Origin of the sequence: Duganella levis (assembly GCF_009857605.1) — a bacterium.
Taxonomy (GTDB): Bacteria; Pseudomonadota; Gammaproteobacteria; order Burkholderiales; family Burkholderiaceae_D; genus Rugamonas; species Rugamonas levis.
In genome coordinates, this window is record NZ_WWCT01000004.1 from 1 (window position 1) to 18,916 (window position 18,916).

The 18,916-nt window shown below is 65.6% G+C and carries 11 protein-coding genes; 9 read left to right on the forward strand and 2 right to left on the reverse strand.

Annotation, left to right across the window (positions count from 1 at the left end; genetic code table 11):
* From GTP69_RS06650 to GTP69_RS06690, 9 genes are all read left to right on the forward strand, one after another.
* The coding region (locus GTP69_RS06650) for a flagellar hook-length control protein FliK (RefSeq protein WP_161054154.1) at positions 1 to 1,136 on the forward strand (1,136 nt) is incomplete at its 5' end.
* Between the two features lie 203 nt (positions 1,137 to 1,339).
* On the forward strand, positions 1,340 to 1,855 hold the full coding sequence (gene fliL / locus GTP69_RS06655) for a flagellar basal body-associated protein FliL (protein WP_161054155.1): 516 nt from the start codon (positions 1,340 to 1,342) through the stop codon (positions 1,853 to 1,855).
* 25 nt (positions 1,856 to 1,880) lie between these two features.
* Positions 1,881 to 2,861: a flagellar motor switch protein FliM gene (gene fliM / locus GTP69_RS06660; RefSeq protein WP_110844728.1), complete on the forward strand. Its 981-nt coding sequence runs from the start codon at positions 1,881 to 1,883 to the stop codon at positions 2,859 to 2,861.
* 22 nt (positions 2,862 to 2,883) lie between these two features.
* Positions 2,884 to 3,321: a flagellar motor switch protein FliN gene (gene fliN / locus GTP69_RS06665; protein WP_110844729.1), complete on the forward strand. Its 438-nt coding sequence runs from the start codon at positions 2,884 to 2,886 to the stop codon at positions 3,319 to 3,321.
* Positions 3,318 to 3,965, forward strand: a complete 648-nt coding sequence (gene fliO / locus GTP69_RS06670; RefSeq protein WP_229260839.1) for a flagellar biosynthetic protein FliO — start codon at positions 3,318 to 3,320, stop codon at positions 3,963 to 3,965. The genes fliN and fliO overlap by 4 nt, the downstream gene beginning before the upstream one ends.
* A complete protein-coding gene (gene fliP / locus GTP69_RS06675; RefSeq protein ID WP_161054156.1) occupies positions 3,955 to 4,716 on the forward strand; it encodes a flagellar type III secretion system pore protein FliP in 762 nt (253 codons plus the stop codon). Before fliO ends, fliP begins: the two co-directional genes overlap by 11 nt.
* A gap of 9 nt (positions 4,717 to 4,725) precedes the next feature.
* Positions 4,726 to 4,995: a flagellar biosynthesis protein FliQ gene (gene fliQ / locus GTP69_RS06680; RefSeq protein WP_161054157.1), complete on the forward strand. Its 270-nt coding sequence runs from the start codon at positions 4,726 to 4,728 to the stop codon at positions 4,993 to 4,995.
* Between the two features lie 88 nt (positions 4,996 to 5,083).
* Positions 5,084 to 5,935, forward strand: a complete 852-nt coding sequence (fliR, locus tag GTP69_RS06685) for a flagellar biosynthetic protein FliR (RefSeq protein ID WP_161054158.1) — start codon at positions 5,084 to 5,086, stop codon at positions 5,933 to 5,935.
* A gap of 75 nt (positions 5,936 to 6,010) precedes the next feature.
* Positions 6,011 to 15,577 carry a beta strand repeat-containing protein gene (locus GTP69_RS06690; protein ID WP_229260840.1) on the forward strand — a complete coding sequence of 3,189 codons (9,567 nt, stop codon included), beginning with the start codon at positions 6,011 to 6,013 and terminating at the stop codon, positions 15,575 to 15,577.
* Positions 15,578 to 15,654: 77 nt separating this feature from the next.
* Here the strand turns inward: GTP69_RS06690 and flgL are convergent, their stop codons facing one another.
* Together flgL and flgK are read right to left on the reverse strand one after the other, a co-directional pair.
* A complete protein-coding gene (flgL, locus tag GTP69_RS06695; RefSeq protein WP_161054159.1) occupies positions 15,655 to 16,929 on the reverse strand; it encodes a flagellar hook-associated protein FlgL in 1,275 nt (424 codons plus the stop codon).
* Positions 16,930 to 16,945: 16 nt separating this feature from the next.
* Entirely contained in the window at positions 16,946 to 18,892 is a 1,947-nt protein-coding gene (gene flgK, locus GTP69_RS06700) for a flagellar hook-associated protein FlgK (protein WP_161054160.1), read from the reverse strand.
* Between the last annotated feature and the right edge of the window lie 24 nt (positions 18,893 to 18,916).

Here is an 18,916-nt window from a genome sequence, read left to right on the forward strand (position 1 = left end):
CCCTGCCCGCCACGCCGGCTGCTGCCGCCGCCGCTGCCGATGCCGCCGCACTCGCGGCCGACGCTGCCAAGATCGCGCCAGGCGCGGCCGATGCCGCCGAAGCCGATGCTGCCGCGCGACAAACCGCCCAGGATCAGGCTGCCGCCGTGGCTGATTTCAAGACCATCCTGGACAAGGCCGGCAGCGCCACGCAAACCACCACCAACGCCGACGCCACGTCCCTGGCCACAGCAACCGCCGCGGCTGCCGCTGCTGCCGCCAAGGCAGCCGCCGGCAAGAGCGACGGCACTGACAGCCTCAAACCAGTGACCATCGCCACCACCGTCGTGGGCGACGCTGCCGACAGTACCAGGATCGCCGCGCAGCCGGCCGACAGCGCCGCCGTGGCCGATACCACCGCCACACCCAAAGCCGGCGACACCGTCAGCCACATCGACACCAAGGCCGCGCCGACGACGGACACGCAGCCGCAAGTGTCGCAAACCCAGCAACAGCAGCAGAACGCCGCCGATCCGGCCAAGCTGGCCGCCGCGCCACAAGCCGCCGCCGTCAAGACCGACGCCGAGGCTGCCGCTACGCTGAAAGAACAGGCCAACATCACCATCGCGCCGACCGCCAGCCATGCGGCACAGGAAATTGCCAAAGCCGCCACCGTGGTACCAACCGACAAGCTCAGCAGCCGTGTCGGCAGCCAGGCCTGGGACCAGCAACTGGGCCAGAAAATCATCTTCATGGCCGCTGGCGGCGAACAGAGCGCCACCATGGAGCTGAATCCGCCAGACTTGGGTCCGCTACAAGTGGTGTTGAGTGTCAACAAGGACCAGGCCACCGCCGCCTTCAGCTCGGCCACGCCGGAAGTGCGCCAGGCGCTGGAAAACGCCTTGCCGAAGCTGAAAGAAATGATGAGCGAGGCCGGTATCCAGCTGGGCAGCGCCACCGTTTCGTCCAGCATGTCGGACCAGAGCAACAGCAGCTTCAACCAACAAGCCAGCTCGGCGCAGAGCGGCGGCAGCGGTGGCGGTAGCGGCCGTTCGGGTGGCAGCTATGGCCGCGATACCAACAACCAGGCCGATGCGGCCCGCAGCGCGCCGCCGGTGCGCCGCCTGCCGGCCGGCGCGGTCGATACCTTCGCCTGAGCGGGCTCGGCCACCAGGGTAAACCGGGACCGGCGCTAACGCCCTCCCGGTTTTGTTGTCTGTTACACTAGGGAAATGTCAAGCAGCACCGGGAACGCCCCTCTTTTCGGCGCTTCCGTCTGCCTTGGCGCGACCGATAATGACATAATGGCGGCGTGAAACACTCCGCAACATGAAGGGCTACTTTGAAAGCGAACCCAAAAATGAAAGCCGATCAGAAAGTTGAAGCTCCTTCCGGGGGTGGCAGCAAAAAACTGATCATCATCATCCTGGCCGTGGTGCTGGTACTGGGCGCCGCCGGCGGCGGTGCGGCCTGGTTCTTCCTGCACGGCAAAGCCGATGCCGAAGAACACGACGACGCGCCGTCCAAGAAGAAGAAATCCAAGAAACCGAGCGGCCCGGCAATCTACGAGCCGGTCGAACCATTTACCGTCAACCTGCAACCGGGTGAGAGCGGCGCCGACCAGTACCTGCAAGTGGCGTTCTCGCTGCAGGTGGCCGACGCCGAGACCCAGGAAGAGGTCAAGAAGAACATGGCCAAGGTGCGCAGCCGCATCCTGTTGCTGCTGTCGGCCAAGCACGCCGCCGACATCAACACGCCGGAAGGCAAGATCCAGCTGGCCAAGGAAATCATCACGGCACTGAAAGAACCGTTTGAAGACCGTGGTTCGCCGCAAGAAATCGAAGACGTGCTGTTTACGTCATTCATCATCCAGTAAGTAGAAAGTAAGCAGAGCGCAACCCATGGCTGATAATTTTCTATCCCAGGAAGAAGTCGATGCCCTTTTAAAGGGCGTCAACGGCGACCAGGACGATGTCGCGGCGGCGGAAGACGTCGCAGGCGTACGCACATACAACCTGGCCACCCAGGAACGTATCGTGCGCGGCCGTATGCCGACGCTGGAAATTATCAACGAACGCTTCGCCCGCCTGCTGCGCGTCGGCCTGTTCAACTTCCTGCGCCGCAGCGCCGAGGTCTCGGTCGGCTCGGTGCGGGTCTCCAAGTATTCCGAGTTCATCCGTAACCTGGTGGTGCCGACCAACCTGAACCTGGTGCACATGAAGCCGCTGCGCGGCACGGCCCTGATGGTGTTCGATCCGGGCCTGGTGTTCCTGCTGGTGGACAACTTGTTCGGCGGCGACGGCCGTTTCCACACCCGCGTCGAAGGCCGCGACTTTACCCAGACCGAGCAGCGCATCATTTTGCGCATCCTGGACATCGTGTTCGAGGCCTACACCAAGTCGTGGGAACCGGTCTACCCGGTCGAGTTCGAATACATCCGCTCGGAAATGAATACCCAGTTCGCCAATATCGCCACGCCGAACGAGGTGGTGGTGGCGTCGACCTTTACGGTAGAGCTGGGCTCGGTGTCGGGCCAGATCCACTTCTGCATGCCGTACTCGATGATCGAACCGATCCGCGACTCGCTGACCTCCAGCCTGCAAGGCGAGGCGCTGGAAGTGGACAAACGCTGGATCCGCCTGATGACGCAGCAGATCCAGATCGCCGAGGTCGAACTGGTGGCCTCGCTGGGCACGGCCAAAGTCAATTTCGACGAGATCCTGAATATGCGGGTGGGCGACATCATCCCGCTGTCGATTCCGGAATTCATCTCGGCCACCGTGGACGGCGTGCCGGTCATGGATTGCAGCTATGGCGTGATGAATGGGCAGTACGCGCTGAAGGTCGAGAAACTGCTGGCCAATGCCGATAACCTTAAATAAGTAAATAAACCCGGAGAGAATCATGTCGGACAATCAAGACGATCAACCGCTGGACGATGACGATCCATGGGGTGCGGCGATCGCCGAACAGGCGCAGGCCGAAGCGGCCGCGCTGGAAAAGCAGCAAGCCGCGTCGCAAGCGGCCAGCGCCGCCGTGTTCAAGGATTTTTCCAGCACGCCGAGCAAGACCGAAACCCATAACGATATCGACTTCATCCTCGACATCCCGGTCCAGCTGACGGTGGAACTGGGCCGCACCAAGATCGCCATCAAGAACCTGCTGCAACTGGCGCAGGGCTCGGTGGTGGAACTGGACGGCCTGGCCGGTGAACCAATGGACGTGCTGGTCAACGGCTGCCTGATCGCCCAGGGCGAGGTGGTGGTGGTGAACGACAAGTTCGGTATCCGCCTGACCGACATCATCACGCCTTCCGAACGTATCCGAAAATTGAATAAATGAAGCACGGACTGATTCCTTCCCTGATCATCGCGGCGGCCTTGGCCGCCGCGCCTGCGATGGCCCAGCACACTGTGTCGGGGACCATCGGCGGAGCCCATGCGGCCACCCCGGCAGCCGCAGCCGCCACCGCGCAAGCCTCCACCGCCGCCACGCCTGCTCCCACTGACGCTGCGGCGCCGGCCACCGACAACGCCGCTACTGTCCCGGCCGCCGCGCCGCCGGCCGCAGTCACGCCAGCCGCGCCTGCCCCATCCGGCGCCATGGCAATGACCATCCCGACACCGCAACCGGTCGCCCCATCGACCGGCGGCGGCCTGCTGCAAACCTCGCTGGCGCTGATCTTCGTGATCGGCCTGATGCTCGGCCTGGCCTGGCTGACCAAACGCTTCGGTCCGCGCAACTTTGGCGGCGGCAACAGCAACATCAAGCTGGTCGGCACACTCAGCGTCGGCACGCGCGAGCGCATCCTGGTGGTGGAAGTGGGTGAACAATGGATCGTGGTGGGCGCCTCGCCCGGCCGCATGAATGCGCTGGCCACCATGCCGCGCCAGGAAAGCAGCGAACCGTTGCAGACGGCCGCCCTGCCGACCGCCAACTTCGCCGAATGGTTCAAACAAACGATCGACAAACGCAATGGCAAATAAGCTGTCCGGCTACATCCCGCCGCTGCTCGCGCTGACGCTGCTGGCGCTGCCGCTGGTGGCCGGCGCCGAATCCAACATCGGCATCCCGGCCCTGAATTCGACCCCGGCGCCGGGCGGCGGCACCAATTACACGCTGCCGATCCAGACCATGCTGCTGATGACGGCGCTGACCTTCATCCCGGCAGCGCTGTTGTTGATGACCAGCTTCACCCGCATCATCATCGTGCTGTCGCTGCTGCGCCAGGCGCTGGGCACGCAATCGGCGCCGCCCAACCAGGTCATGGTAGGGCTGGCATTGTTCCTGACGCTGTTCGTCATGGGCCCTACGTTCGACAAAATCTACAACGAAGCCTACCTGCCGCTGCAGGAAAACAAACTCAATATGAGCCAGGCGCTGGACAAAGGCGCTGCGCCATTAAAAAATTTCATGCTCAAGCAAACCCGCGAGGCCGACCTGGCGCTGTTCGTCAAATTGTCACGCAGCCCGGCCTTGCAGGGGCCGGAAGACGTGCCGCTGCGCATTCTGGTGCCGGCGTTCGTCACCAGTGAGCTGAAAACCGCGTTCCAGATCGGCTTTGCCATCTTCATTCCGTTTCTGATTATCGACATGGTGGTCGCCTCTGTACTTATGTCGATGGGCATGATGATGATGTCGCCGGCGGTGATCTCGCTGCCGTTCAAGCTGATGCTGTTTGTGCTGGTGGACGGCTGGCAGTTGCTGCTCGGCTCGCTGGCCCAGAGTTTCTACTAGGAGGCCGCGATGACACCCGAAAGCGTCATGACCATGGGCAAGCACGCCATGGAAGTCACCCTGATGATCGCCGCGCCGCTGCTGCTGGTGGCGCTGGTTATCGGCCTGGTGGTCAGCATTTTCCAGGCCGCCACCCAAATCAACGAACAGACGCTGTCCTTCATCCCCAAGCTGGTCGGGGTGTTTGTGGCGCTGGTGGTGGCCGGACCGTGGATGCTGTCCATCATGCTCGACTACATGCGCGAAGTATTCGGCGGCATCCCCCTGCTGGTGGGATAGTCACTTTATCAATATGTAACAGTTTCCGATTTAGTAAGCACTTGATCTACAATACAAAAGATGCCGGACGGAAATGTAACAGACCCTTATGCTGACCGTCTCTTCTGCCGATATCAATATGTGGATCGCTGGCCTGCTGTGGCCGCTGTGCCGCATCATGGCGCTGATCGCCGCCTCGCCGCTGCTGGGCAATAGCGCGGTGCCGGCCAGCGTCAAGCTGAGCCTGGGCATCATGATCGCGGCCATCGTCGCGCCGGCGGTGCCGGCGTGGCCGGCCACCGACCCGATGTCGTGGGCCGGCCTGCTGATTGTCATGCAGGAAATGTTGATCGGGCTGGCCATGGGCTTCAGCATCCGCATTATTTTTGCGGCGGTGGAGATGGCGGGGGAAATTTCCAGTTTGACCATGGGCCTGGGATTCGCCTCCTTCTTCGATCCGACCACCCAGGGCCGCTCGTCGGCCATCAGCCAGTTTCTGTCGCTGGTGGCGACCATGGCCTTTTTGGCGGTCAACGGCCACCTGGTACTGCTGTCGGCGCTGGTGGAGAGTTTTTCCACGCTGCCGGTGTCGGCAATCCCGGTCTACGGCGGCGGCTTCAAGCAGCTGGCCGACTGGGGCGGCATGATTTTCAGCGTCGGCGTGCAGCTGTCGCTGCCGATCGTCGCCGCTTTACTGATTACCAACGTGGCGCTCGGCATCCTGACGCGCGCCGCGCCGCAGTTGAATTTGTTTGGCATTGGCTTCCCGATAACGCTGGGCGTCGGCCTGCTGGTCATCGCCATGACGCTGCCGTACCTGGGAATGCCGATCCAGAATCTGTTTTTGGACGGGATCGAGCGCGCGCGGCTGATGCCGCGGACCTGGTCGCAGCGCCCCAATGTAGCCAAACCGGCAACCGTTCCGGTTCGGCCAGCGGTGCTGCAACCCTTGGTGGAATAGCCTCATCCAGTCGCATTTTGGTTTCCTTAAGGAAATTTAACGCGTATCATGGCAGCACCCTAGGGAGATCCTGTAATGACTTCGATTATCGCCAACCTGAATTCTGACCAAATAGCCGCCATCTCGACCGAGCAGATTGCCGCATTGGCCAGCGAAGACATGCAGGCCCTCACTTCTGACCAGCTGAGCTGGTTCAGCACCGCGCAAGTACAGGCGCTGACCACCCGCGCCGTGACCCAGCTGAGCGCCACCACCCTGGGCGGCCTGAGCACCGACGGCATCCAGGCGCTGCGCACCACCCAGCTGGCAGCCATCCCGACTGCCATCCTGTCCGGCCTGACCTCCGACCAGTTGGTGGCGCTGACCACGCTGGACATGCAGGCCTTGAGCACGGGCCAGATCGCCGCGCTGTCGGCCACCCAATTCGCCACGCTGGAGACCGAAGACCTGCGCGCGCTGCGCACCCAGCAGATCGCCGCCGTCAATGCCAGCCAGCTGCCGGCCATGACCAGCGACCAGTTCGCCGCTCTCAGCACGCTGCAGTTGCGCGCGCTCAGCACCGGCGCCGTCACCAGCATGACGTCCGACCAGTTGCAATCGCTCAGCTCGCAAGCGCTGCAAGCCTTGCGCACCGACCAGATCAACACCCTCAGCGCCGCCCAGCTGAATGTCCTCAGCGCCGGCCAGATCGCCAACCTGAGCACCCTCCAGGTCAGTTCGCTGACCACCGCCCTGGTGGCGTCGTTGACCGGCGACCAGGTGGCCGCGCTGGAAACCCGCGACCTGGTCTGGCTGTCCAGCCAACAAATCCGCGCGCTCAACGGCGACCAACTGGCCTTCCTCAGCACCGACCAGATGCATGCGCTGCGCACCAATGAAATCGCCGCCCTGCTGGCCGACCAGATCAGCGCGCTGAGCACCGACCAGCTGAATGCGCTGCCCACGCTGGCGCCGCTGAACTCGGCGCAGATCGGCGGTCTGACGCTGGACCAGATCGTCGGCCTGCCGACCAAGACCATCGCCGCCCTCAGCAGCGAACAGCTGGCCGCGCTCAACGGCGACCAGATCTTCACCCTCAGCACCGACCAGATCGTAGCGCTCAGCAGCATGCAGGTATCGACGCTGACCACCGGCATGATCAGCCAGCTGAGCACCGAGCAGCTGGCGGCGCTGGAAACCCGCGACGTGCCGGCGCTGACCAGCGGCCAGCTGCGCGCCCTCACCTACGACCAATTGGTGGCGCTGCGCACCGAGCAACTGGCGGCCTTGTCCAGCGCCATGCTGCCGTCGCTGCGCCCGGACCAGATCAGCGTGCTCAGCACCGAGCAGATCGCCGCCCTGAAAAACCTGCTGCTGCTGACCACCGCGCAGTTCGCCGCGCTGACCACGGACCAGTTGGCCGGGCTGGAAACCCGCGACTTTGTGGCGCTCACCAGCGCCCAGCTGGGCGCCCTGACGCCGGACCAGATCGCCGCACTGAGCACCGACCAAGTGGTGCTGCTGACCTCGGCCCAGATCGGCGCCCTGACCACCGCCGTGGTCGGCCAGCTCAGCCCCGCCCAGATCGCCGCGATTGAAACCCGCGACATCCGCGCCCTGACCACCGGCCAGATCCGCGCGCTGAATAGCGACCAGCTGCTGGCACTGACCACCGAGCAGATCTATGCGCTGACCACCGACGACGCCAAGGCGCTGCTGCCGGACCAGCTGGCCGCGATGACCCCGGCCCAGATCGTTGCGATCAAGAGCCTGCTGCCGCTGACCACCGCGCAGATCGCCGCCCTGACCACCGAACAGGTGGCCGCACTGGAAACCAAAACCATCGCCACCCTCAGCAGCGCGCAACTGGCCGCGTTCGGCCTGGAGCAGGTGCAGGCGCTGACCTCGGACCAGCTGGTGGCCCTCAGCACCACGCAGATGAGCACGCTCGGCACCGCGCTGCTGAACGAACTGACCGCCACCCAATTGCAGGCGCTGGAAACCCGCGACATCGCCGTGCTCGGTTCAGCACAGATCGGCGCCCTGGCGATCGAGCTGCTGACGGCGCTCACCAGTGACCAGTTCGGCGCACTCAGCAGCGCCGCCGAACGCGGCCTGACGGCCGACCAGATCGCTGCGCTGACGCCCGAGCAGATCGCCGCGCTGTCGTCGCTGCTGCCGTTCACCACGCTGCAAATCCAGGCCCTGACCACCACCCAGCTGGTGGCGCTGGACAGTAGCGACCTGGTGGCGCTGACCAGCGCCCAGTTGGCGGCGCTGACCGTCGACCAGATCCAGTCGCTGGGCGGCGCCCAGATCGTCGACCTCAGCACCGAACAGTACGCCAACATGAGCATCGCCATGCTCAACACGCTGACCTACGACCAGCTGGTGCAGATTGAAACCCGCGACATCGCTGCGCTGCGCACCGCGCAAGTGGCGGCGCTGTCGACGCTGCAACTCTCGTCGCTGACGGTCGACCAGTTCACCGCGCTCAGCAGCGCCGCCATCGGCGCCCTCGGCACCCAGCAGATCCAGGTGCTGACCAACGACCAGCTGAATGCCATGAGCACGCTGGCCGGCATGTCCAGCCGCCAACTGGCGGCGTTTACCACCGGCCAGATCAACGCGCTGTCGACGCACAACCTGGCCTCGCTGGCCAGCAACCAGCTGGGCGCGCTGACCTCGGACCAGGTGCAGGCGCTGACGCTGGACCAGATCGTCGCCCTCAGCGGCGACCAGTTCCGCGGCCTCAGCTCGGTGGGCATCACCGCGCTGACCGCCAGCCAGATCCAGGCCATCGAAACCCGCGACATCGCCGTGCTGGCGACGCAGCAGATCAACAAGCTGACCAGCGACCAGATCACCGCCCTGCTGACCGAGCAGATGGCGGCGCTGACCACGGCGGAAACCGCCGCGCTCACGGCCGCCCAGATCGCCACGCTGAGCGACGCCCAGCTCGACGCGCTGCGCAACCTCAGCGTGCTGACCACGCAGCAGATCCGCGCCCTGACCGCCGCCCAGCTCGGCGCCATGAACACCGACGACCTGGTGACGCTGACCAGCCGCCAGTTGGCCGCCTTCAGCAGCGACCAGTTGCAGACGCTGACCACCGAACAGATCGTTGCGCTCAGCTCCAGCCAGGTCGCCGCCCTCAGCACCGCCGCCATTGCCGTGCTCAGCCTGGAAGCCATCGCCGCCATCGAAACGCGCGACATCCGCGCCATGCGCACCGCGCAGATCGCCCACCTGAGCACCGCCCAGGTGACGGCCCTGACCACCGACCAGTTGAGCGCGTTCACCACCGCCGAAGTGCGGGCGCTGACGCCGGACCAGATCAGCGTGCTGTCCAACGAGCAACTGGCCGCGCTGCAACTGCTGCCGCTGATTACCAAGCAGATCATCGCGCTGACCAACGACCAGATCGCCCAGATGAGCAGCGCCGACTTCGCCAAGCTGCAAACGCTGCAACTGGCCGCGCTGTCTGCGGTCCAGGCCGGTGCGATCACCGTTGACCAGATGGTGGCGCTGAACACCGACCAGTTGCGCGCACTCAGCACCGCCACGCTGTCGGCGCTGGCCGACGACCGCATCGCCGCCCTCAGCAACGGCGACCTGGCGGCGCTGACCACGCGCCAGATCGCCGTGCTGACCAGCAACCAGCTGGCGGCGCTGAGCAGCAGCCAGCTGCGCGCGTTCACCCCCCAGGAGATCGCGGCCCTGACCGCGCTCCAGCTGGGTGCGATGGACGACGCCCAGCTGGACGCGCTGCAAACCCTGGGCGCGCTGACCACGCGCCAGTTGCAGGCGCTCAACACCACCCAGGTGGCGCACCTGAACGTGGCCGACCTGCGTTCGCTGAGCAGCCGCCAAATAGCCGCGCTCAGCTCCGACCAGGTGGCCGCGCTCGGCACCAGCCAGCTGGCCGGCCTGCTCAATGAACAGCTGCGCGCGCTCAGCACGCGCGCCATCCAGGCGCTCAGCACCGAGCAACTCAGTTCGCTCAGCGGCGCCGCGCTGTCCAACCTCAGCACGCGCCAGATCGCCGCCCTGACCACCGACCAGGTGGTCGCGCTGACCACGCTGCAAATCACCGCGCTGACCACGGCCGAAGTGGCGGCGCTGACGCCGCTGCAGAAATCCGTGCTGAGCAACGAGCAGATCGCCGCCCTGCCGTCGCTGGCCAGCTTCTCGACCACCGCCATCGCCGCCCTCACCACCGACCAGATCATTGCGCTGCCGTTGGCCACGCTGGCCAGCCTGAGCACCCGCCAGATCGCCGCGCTGACCACCGAACAGACCAGCGTGCTGACCTCCGACGAGATCGCCGCCCTCAGCACGGCCCAGGTGCGTTCGCTGAGCAGCCGCCAGCTGGCCGCGCTCAGCACCGACCAGATCCAGGCCATCGAACTGGAAGACCTGCAAGCGCTGTCGAGCACGCAAGTCGGCAGCCTCAGCACCGACCAGGTCAGCAGCCTGACGCTGCCCCAGATTGGCAGCCTCAGTACGAAAATCATCAGCGCCCTGAGCACCGCGCAAGTGCATGCGCTGAGCACCGACCAGATGGCCGCGCTGAGTACGCTGGCGTCGCTGACCAGCAAGCAGATCGGCGCGCTCACCTCCGACCAGATCGCCAGCCTGTCGAACATCGCCACGCTGAAAACCAGCCAGATCGCCGGCCTCACCAGCACCCAGATCGGCGCCCTGACCGATAGCCAGATCGTCGCGCTGACCACCGCCCAGGTGCGCAGCCTCAGCGCCGCGGCGCTGGCGGCGCTGTCCACCCGCCAAGTGGCGGCGATTGAAGTGGTCGACATCGGCGCGCTCAGCAGCAAGCAGATCACCGCCTTCAACAGCGCCCAGCTGGCGGCCTTGTCGGCCGACCAGTTTGCCGCGCTGCGCACCGGCATCCTGGCCAGCCTGACCACCCGCCAGGTGGCCGCGCTGTCCACCGCCCAGCTCGACAGCCTGACCTCGCTGGCGCCGCTGACCACCAACCAGATCCGCGCGCTCAGCGTCGACCAGTTGACCAGCCTGCTGCTGGCCCAGATCGGCACGCTGACCACGCGCCAGTTGCGCGCGCTCACCAGCACCCAAGTGCAGTCGCTCAGCGCCGACCAGCTGGTGGCCTTGAGCACCGCGCAAATCCGCGGCCTGGGCACCACGCTGAACCTGCTGACGACGGCCCAGATCGCCGAGATCGCGCTGGACGACATTGCGGCGCTGTCCACGGCGCAAGTGGTGGCACTGCAAAGCAACCAGGTGGCGGCCTTGACGCTGGACCAGCTGGCGGCCTTCACCACGCAGGAAATCGCCGCGCTGACGCCAACCCAGCTCGGCGCGCTGAGCGACGCCCAGTTCGCCGCCCTCGGCAGCCTGGGCGGCCTTGGCACCAAGCAGATCGCCGGCATGAGCTCGTCCCAGATCATCGCCCTCACACCGGACCAGATCGCCAACCTGAAAACCAGCCAGATCGCCGCGCTCAGCAGCACCCAGATCCAGTATCTGACCGCGCTCCAGATCCCGGCGCTGACCACGGCCCAGATCCGTTCCCTGTCGAACGCCGCCATTGCGGCGTTGACGCCCGACCAGCTGGCAGCGCTGGAAGACGCCGACCTGCGCGCCTTCAGCACCCGCCAGATCGCCGCCCTCGGCAGCAGCCAGCTGGCGGCGCTGTCGCTGCTCCAGTATGGCGTGCTGACCAGCCAGGAAATCGCCGGCCTGACCACGCGCCAGCTCAGCGGCCTGGGGGCGGACCAGGTGGCCGCGCTCAGCAGCCTGAACGCGCTCACCTCCAACCAGGTGCGCGCGCTCACCAATGACCAGATCGCCGGCCTGTCGGTCGACCAGCTGAGCGGCTTCAAAACCAGCCAGCTGGCGGCGCTGACCAGCGCCCAGGTGGATGGCCTGAGCGCCCCGCAACTGATCGCCCTCAGCACCGGCCAGATCCGCGCGCTGGCGACCGGCCTGATCTCGCACCTGAGCGAAGCCCAGCTGAACGCCATCGAGACCGAAGACTTTGGCGCACTGAGCAGCACCCAGCTGCGCGCGCTGACGCTCGACCAGATGGCCTTCCTGCTGACCGAGCAGCTGCACGCCCTGAGCAGCGCCAACATCAACGCCTTCAGCCAGGCCCAGATCGGCGCCCTCAGCGCCGCCCAACTGGCCGCGCTGGGCAACCTGGCCGACTACACCACCACCCAGATCGCCGGCCTGTCGACCACCCGCATCGCGGCGCTGTCGGCGGACGACATCGCCCTGCTCACCACGCGCCAGATCGGCGCCCTGACGTCGGTCCAGACCGGCGTGCTGGACGCCACCCAGCTGGCCGCCCTGAGCAGCGCCCAGATCGGCGCACTCAGCCTCAAAGGCCTGGCCGGCCTGAGCGCCGACCAGTTGCCAAGCATCGACGCCGCGGACTTCGCCTTCCTCAAGTCGGCCCAGGTGGCCGCGCTCAGCACCACCCAGCTGGCGGTGCTGAGCAGCGACCAGCTGGCCGCCTTGAGCACCCAGGGCGTGGCCGGCCTCAAGGCCGCCGTGCTGCCGACGCTGACCGCCGAACAGTTGAACGCGCTGGCGGTCGCCGGCTTCAGCACGGCGCAGCTGCATGCGCTGTCGGCCGACCAGATCGCCGCCCTGTCGTCCGACCAGATCACCGCGCTGAAGACCGGCCAGATCGCCGCCCTCAGCAGCGACCAGGTCGCCGCGCTGACGACGGAACAGATCGTTGCGCTGGAAACCGGCGACCTGCTGGCGATGAATACCCGCGCGCTGCAGGCGTTGACCGTGCTGCAGATCGCCGCCATCGAAGGGGCCGACCTGGCCGCGCTGAAATCGGCCCAGATCGCCGCCCTGACCTCAACCCAGTTCGGCGCCCTGACCAACGATCAGATCGGCTTCCTCAGCACCGCCGCCGTCGCCGGCCTGACCGTGACCCAGGTGCATGGTCTGACCGCCGGCCAGGTGACCGGCCTGACCGGCGGCCAATTGCGCGCCCTCAGCACCAAAGCCATCGCAGCGCTCGATTCCACCCAGTTCGGCGCCATCGAGGCGGTCGACATGGCGTCGCTGACCACCGCGCAAATCGTCGCGCTGGGCACGGCCGATATCCAGATCATCAGCAACGACCAGTTGCTGGGCCTGACCTCGGCCCAGATCCGCGCACTCAGCACCGCCCAGGTCGCCGCGTTGAGCTCGGAGCAGCTGGCCTTGCTGCCGATCGGCTGGCTCAGCACTCGCCAGTTGCCGGCACTCAGCACCGACAACCTGAGCGCGCTGGACGATAGCCAGTTGGCCAACCTCAGCACGATCCAGATCGCCTCGCTGTCGAGCAAGCAGATCGCCACCCTGACCGACCACCAGATTCAGGCGCTGTCGGTGGCGCAATGGCGCGCCATGAGCACCGCCGCCATCCGCGCCCTGAGCAGCGACCAGCTGGCGGCGATGGAGCAGGAAGACCTGGCCGGCCTGAAAACCAACCAGTTCGCCGCCCTCACCACCTTGCAGATCAGCCTGCTCAGCCTCGACCAGATGGGTCAGCTCAGCACCGCCGAGATCGCCGCGCTGACGGCGGCGCAGCTGAAGACCCTGACCACCGAGCAGTTGGGCGCGCTGAACTCGCTCAATCCGCTGACCACGCTGCAGTTCAGCAGCCTGACCAGTGACCAGCTGCAATCGCTGGACGCCGCCCATATCGCCACGCTGAAAACCAGCCAGGTCGCCGCGCTGACAAAGACCCAGCTGCAGACGCTCGGCACCGACCAGGTGATTGCGCTGACCACCGCGCAAGTGCGGGCGCTGTCGCTGGCCGCGCTGGCCGGCCTGTCGTCCGAACAGATCACCTCGATGGAGGCGGAAGATGTGGCGGCGCTCAGCAGCGCCCAGCTGGCCACGCTGAACACCACCCAGGTGACGGCGCTGACCATAGACCAGTTGTCCAGCCTGAAATCGTCGCAAATGCCGGGCCTGACTGCGGCCGACCTCAAGGCGCTCAACACCGAGCAGCTAAACGCGCTGGTGACCCTGGGCACGCTGAACGACACCCAGGTGGCGGCGCTGACCACCGAGCAGTTGGGTGCGCTGGACGACGACAGTTTCCTGTCGCTGCGTTCGGGCCAGATGGCGGCGCTGAAGGCGGCCCAGGTGGCGGCGCTGTCGACCGACCAGCTGGCCAACCTGACCACGCAGCAAGTGCGCGGCCTGACGCTGAGCTACCTGACCACCGAGCAGTTCCCGCTGCTGAGCCTGACGGCGATGAGCGGCCTGACCTCGACCCAGATCACGGCGCTGAAAACCGCGCAGCTGAGCGTGCTGACGGCGGCGCAGTTGAGCGCGCTGTCCACGCGCACCTTGGCGGCGCTGTCGGTCAACCAGATCAAGAGCCTGACACCCGACCAGCTGAGCGGCATGAGCACGCTGGCCGGATTTACCACCCTGCAAATCCCGGGCTTGACGGCGGAGCAGGTGGCGGCGCTGGGCGACAGCCTGTTCGACACGCTGACCACGCGCCAGCTGTCGGCCCTGGCCACGGCCCAGGTGGCCGGCATGACCACCGCCCAGATCGACACCCTCAGCACGGCCGACCTCGGCGCACTGTCGGTGGTGGCGCTGAACGCCTTCAATTCCGACCAGATCACCGCACTCGACGCCAGCGACATGGCGGCGCTCAAGACTGCGCAGCTGGTGGGCCTGAAAGCGACCACGGTGCAGCTGTTCAGCGCCGGCCAGTTCGCGGCGCTGACCACCGGCCAGCTGAAATCGCTGATCTCGACCCAGCTGAAAGCCATCAGCACCGAACAGCTGGCGGCGCTCAGCATGACGCAAGCCACCGCGCTGCTGGCCAATCCACAGAAGGCGTCGTTGTCGACCGATCAGCTGGCGGCGCTGACCGCCAGCCCGCTGGTGCTGGATCTGACCGGCCTGGGCATCAACACGCTGAACATCAACGCCGGCGTCACGTTCGACATCCGCGCCGACGGCACCAAGGTCAACACCGGCTGGGTCGGTTCCGGCAACGGCTTGCTGGCCCTGGACCGCAACGGCGACGGCATCATCAACGACGGCAGCGAGTTGTTCGGTACCGCCACCAACAGCAGCAGCGGTGGCAAGACCAGCAACGGCTTTGCCGCGCTGGCCGACATCGACAGCAACCACGATGGCGTGATCGACAGCCAGGATGCGCAGTTCGGCAATCTGCGCGTGTGGGTGGACGCCAATGCGGACGGCGTCAGCCAGGCCGACGAACTGAAGACGCTGGCTTCGCTGAACATCGCCAGCCTGACGGTGGCGGCGCAAGGCGTGAAGAACTTCGACAACGGCAACTGGATCGGCATGGAGTCGAGCTACACCAGCACCGACGGCAGCACCCATGCGCTGGCCGACGTCTGGTTCCAGGCGGGACGCGCCAGCGATGTCGGTGCGCTGAGTTCGGCCATCAGCGGTTACCAGAACAGTACCGCCGCCAGCACGACGAGCAGCACGCCGGCGACGAAACTGGACACCACCACTGCCAGCGGCCTCAGCAACAGCGTGGCCGCGCTGGCAGGGGAAATGCATCACTACCAGGCCACCACCGCGCTCAGCGGCGTCACCACGGCCACCCGCGACGACGACTGGCTGCGCAAGCAAGCCAGCGCCAGCCACGGCATCCTGGCGGCCAAGTAAGCAGGCGCCCTGCTACCGCAGGGTGCACAAACAAAAACGGCCAGCTCGCAAGCTGGCCGTTTTTTTATGGCGAAAACTTAGTTGATGTAATTAAACAGCGACAGGCCCGACATCGTGGTGAACGATTTCTGCGCCGCCGTCAGCGTGGTCTGCTGCTGGGTGAACAGCGAAATCGCCGCCGTGTAATCCAGATCCTGCAAATTGGTCAGCGTGGTCGCGTACTGCAGGCCGGCGTCATCGCCCGAACTATCCAGGTAATCCAGCTCCTTCAGCCGCGCGCCGACCGCCGAGTTGACCGACGACACGTTGGCAGCGGCGTTGTCGATATTCACCTGCAACTGGTTCAGCATATTGTTCAGGCTCGCCTGGTTGGCCGGGCCGGAACCCGGCTGGCGCAGCTGGTCGATAAAACCCTGCACCGTGGTAAACACCGACTGCTTGGTCGACGGCTCGACCGTGAAGCTGTCGCCGTCGGCCGGATCGCCCTTGACGTCGAACTGCACGCCGTCAAACGTGATGTTCTGGCCGCTGACATATTCCTGCGGCACGGCCGGGACCGGCGTCGGCGGCACCGGTACCGGATTGGCCGGATCGGTCATGTCGGTCACCGTATAGGTGGTGGCCTTGGGCACGCCCGGCGTCGCCGGCACCACCTGGAAACTGATCTGGTAATTGTGCCCCGGCAGCACCTGAGTCGCATCCTTGACCGAACCGGCGCTGATGATGCCGCTGCCGCCGCGGCCAACGTTGCCCGGGTCCGGCTTGGTGACAAACGTGCCGTTGCCGGTCTGGTTGGCCTCGAACACGGAGGAACCGGAATCGGTAATCGGCACGGTGCGGGTGGTGCCCACTTGCAGCGAACGCTGGCCCTGGTCGCCCTGGTAGTCGGCACCGGTGGCGGTCTTGGTGAACGGCAAAGTGGTCGACTTGTAGCCGGAGAACACATAGCCGCCGACGCCGTCGGCGGTGTTGGCGATGCCCATCAGGTCGGCCAGCTTGCCTTCCAGCTCGATCGCCACCGACTCGCGGTCGGCGTCGGTGTACGAGCCGTTGCCGGACTTCACCGCCAGATCCTTGATGTCCTGCAGCAGCGCATTGGTGCTGGACAGCGCCGTGGTCTCGATCCCCAGCACGCCCTTGGCGTTGGAGCGGTTGGTGCTGAGCTGGGTGTTGAGCGATTGCGACTGCGTCACTTCCAGCGCGCGCGCGCTGGCGATCGGATCGTCGGCCGCAGTCAGGTTCTTGCGGCCGGTCGACAGCTGCTGCTGCGTGCGCGCCATGGCCGAACTCAGCGACGTGATCTGCATCGAGCCGGTGTCGAAAATTGTTCTGGTGCTGATGCGCATAACCATAGAGCTACCCTATTCCTTAATTGCCGATGCTGAGCAAAGTATCAAATAACTGGCTGGCCACCTGCATCACCTTGCCGCTGGCCTGGTACGCTTGCTGGTAACGCAGCAGATTGGCCGCTTCCTCATCCAGGTTGACGCCCGACACGCTTTGCTGCGCGGCGGTGGCCTGCTTGACCGAGGCATCGGCGGCGGTGCTGCTGATCTGCGCCTCGCGCGCCTTGGTGCCGACGAAGTTGACCATCTGCGCGTAGCTGGTCTGGAAGGTCGCGGTGCCGTTGTTCATCACGTTCTTGGTCTGCAGGCTGGCCAACAGCGCGCCGTTGCGGCTATCGCCGACGCCGCTGGTGTTGGGCCCGACCGTGAAGGTGTCCTTGTCGACCGGCGTGCCGCTGATGGCGAAGTTGACGCCACCAAAGCTGATGTTGGCGCCGTCGGTGTACGGCACCGGCGTGCCGGCCGGGTACACGGTCGGCGTGCCATTCACGGTGACCGTCACATCCTGGCCGGCCGGGAAGCCGGACAAGGTGCCGCTGGCGCTGTCGAAGGTCAGCGTGGACGGCGCGGTCAGCGCATTGCCGGCGGTCAGATAGTTCTTGTCGACGCTGCCGGCGGTGATCTTGGCGTTGCCGGCGTTGGCGGTTGCCGCAGTGGTGGCGATCGGCGCCGCCAGCGCGATCTTGGTGGTGTCGGTGATCGCCACCGACAGGCTGGTGGCGGCGTTGTAGGTCGGCCGCACCAGGAAGTTGTCTTTCGCCTGCGGCGTGCCGCTGAAGGTGTAGGTGACGCCGTCGATTTCCTGCGGCGAGCCGGTCACCGCCGTGACCTTGCCGTCGCTCTTGCGGGTGACGCTGTAATTGGTGCCGTCGTAATCGACGCTGTAATCGCTGGCGGTCAGCGCCGAGCCGTCGGTCACCACCGCCGTCACGTCGGCCGTACTGGCCGGCGAGTTATGCGTATTGGTGCCGACATAGGCCTGGATCGGGTTGAAGAAATTGGTGCCCAGGTCGCCGTTCTGGTCCTGCCCCAGCACGTGCTGGGCATTGAAGGCGGTGGCCAGGCTGGCCGCTACCTGTCCCAGCGCGTTTTGCGCCTTGTCCAGCGCGCCGTTGCGGAACTCCATCAGGCCACCCATCTGGCCGCCGGTGAACACGCTGTCCGGCAGCGCGCTGAAGTTGCCGTTGGACGTCTGGTAGCCGATCGTCACGCGGCTGACATCGGTCGGCGAGGTGGAGGTGGTCAGCTGGAACGGCTGATTGCCCACCACCAGCGGCTGGCCGGAGCCGAACTGCACGTTCAGCATATTGTTGTCGCCCGGCGTGACGCTGACTTTGACCAGCTTGTTCAGCTCGGTCAACATCTGGTCGCGCTTGTCCAGCAGGTCGTTCGGCGCGGCCTGGTCGGTGGTCAGGCCGGCGATGGTGTTGTTGATCGCGGCGATCTGCGTGGCGTAGGAATTGATTTCGTTGACGCTCGACGTGATCGTCGAATTGACGCCGGAACTGATCTCGGTCAGCTTGGCGCTCATGTCCTGGAAGCGCGACGCCAGCGACTGCGCGTTCGACAGCAGCGACTGGCGTGCGGCGGCCGAGGCCGGATTGGCGGTGGCGTCCTGCACGCCGCTGAAGAAGTCCTGCAGCGCCGGCGACAGGCCGGCGGTCGGATCGGCCAGCAGGTTGTCGATCTGGCTGATCTGGCCGTTGTAGGTGTCCAGCGACGCCTGGTTGGCCTCGGCGCTGCGCAGCGAGGTGGCCAGGAAGTTATCGTAATAGCGGCGCACAGCCTGGATCTCGGTACCCGTGCCCACGTAGCCGAAGCCCTGGTACTGGGTACCGGTATCGCCCTGGATAGCAACCTGGCGGTTGTAGCCGGCCGTATTGGCGTTGGTGATGTTGTTGCCGGTGGTCGATAAACCGACCTGGGCAGCCAACAAACCGCTTTTACCGATGCTGAGAAGACTGGACATGATATGTTTAACTCTATGTTATGA

Bases quoted from the DNA above. Each gene is read 5' to 3' on its own strand.
- fliL (WP_161054155.1), top strand. From the start codon at position 1,340: ATGAAAGCCGATCAGAAAGTTGAAGCTCCTTCCGGGGGTGGCAGCAAA.
- fliM (WP_110844728.1), top strand. From the start codon at position 1,881: ATGGCTGATAATTTTCTATCCCAGGAAGAAGTCGATGCCCTTTTAAAG.
- fliN (WP_110844729.1), top strand. From the start codon at position 2,884: ATGTCGGACAATCAAGACGATCAACCGCTGGACGATGACGATCCATGG.
- fliO (WP_229260839.1), top strand. From the start codon at position 3,318: ATGAAGCACGGACTGATTCCTTCCCTGATCATCGCGGCGGCCTTGGCC.
- fliP (WP_161054156.1), top strand. From the start codon at position 3,955: ATGGCAAATAAGCTGTCCGGCTACATCCCGCCGCTGCTCGCGCTGACG.
- fliQ (WP_161054157.1), top strand. From the start codon at position 4,726: ATGACACCCGAAAGCGTCATGACCATGGGCAAGCACGCCATGGAAGTC.
- fliR (WP_161054158.1), top strand. From the start codon at position 5,084: ATGCTGACCGTCTCTTCTGCCGATATCAATATGTGGATCGCTGGCCTG.
- GTP69_RS06690 (WP_229260840.1), top strand. From the start codon at position 6,011: ATGACTTCGATTATCGCCAACCTGAATTCTGACCAAATAGCCGCCATC.
- flgL (WP_161054159.1), bottom strand. From the start codon at position 16,929: ATGGTTATGCGCATCAGCACCAGAACAATTTTCGACACCGGCTCGATG.
- flgK (WP_161054160.1), bottom strand. From the start codon at position 18,892: ATGTCCAGTCTTCTCAGCATCGGTAAAAGCGGTTTGTTGGCTGCCCAG.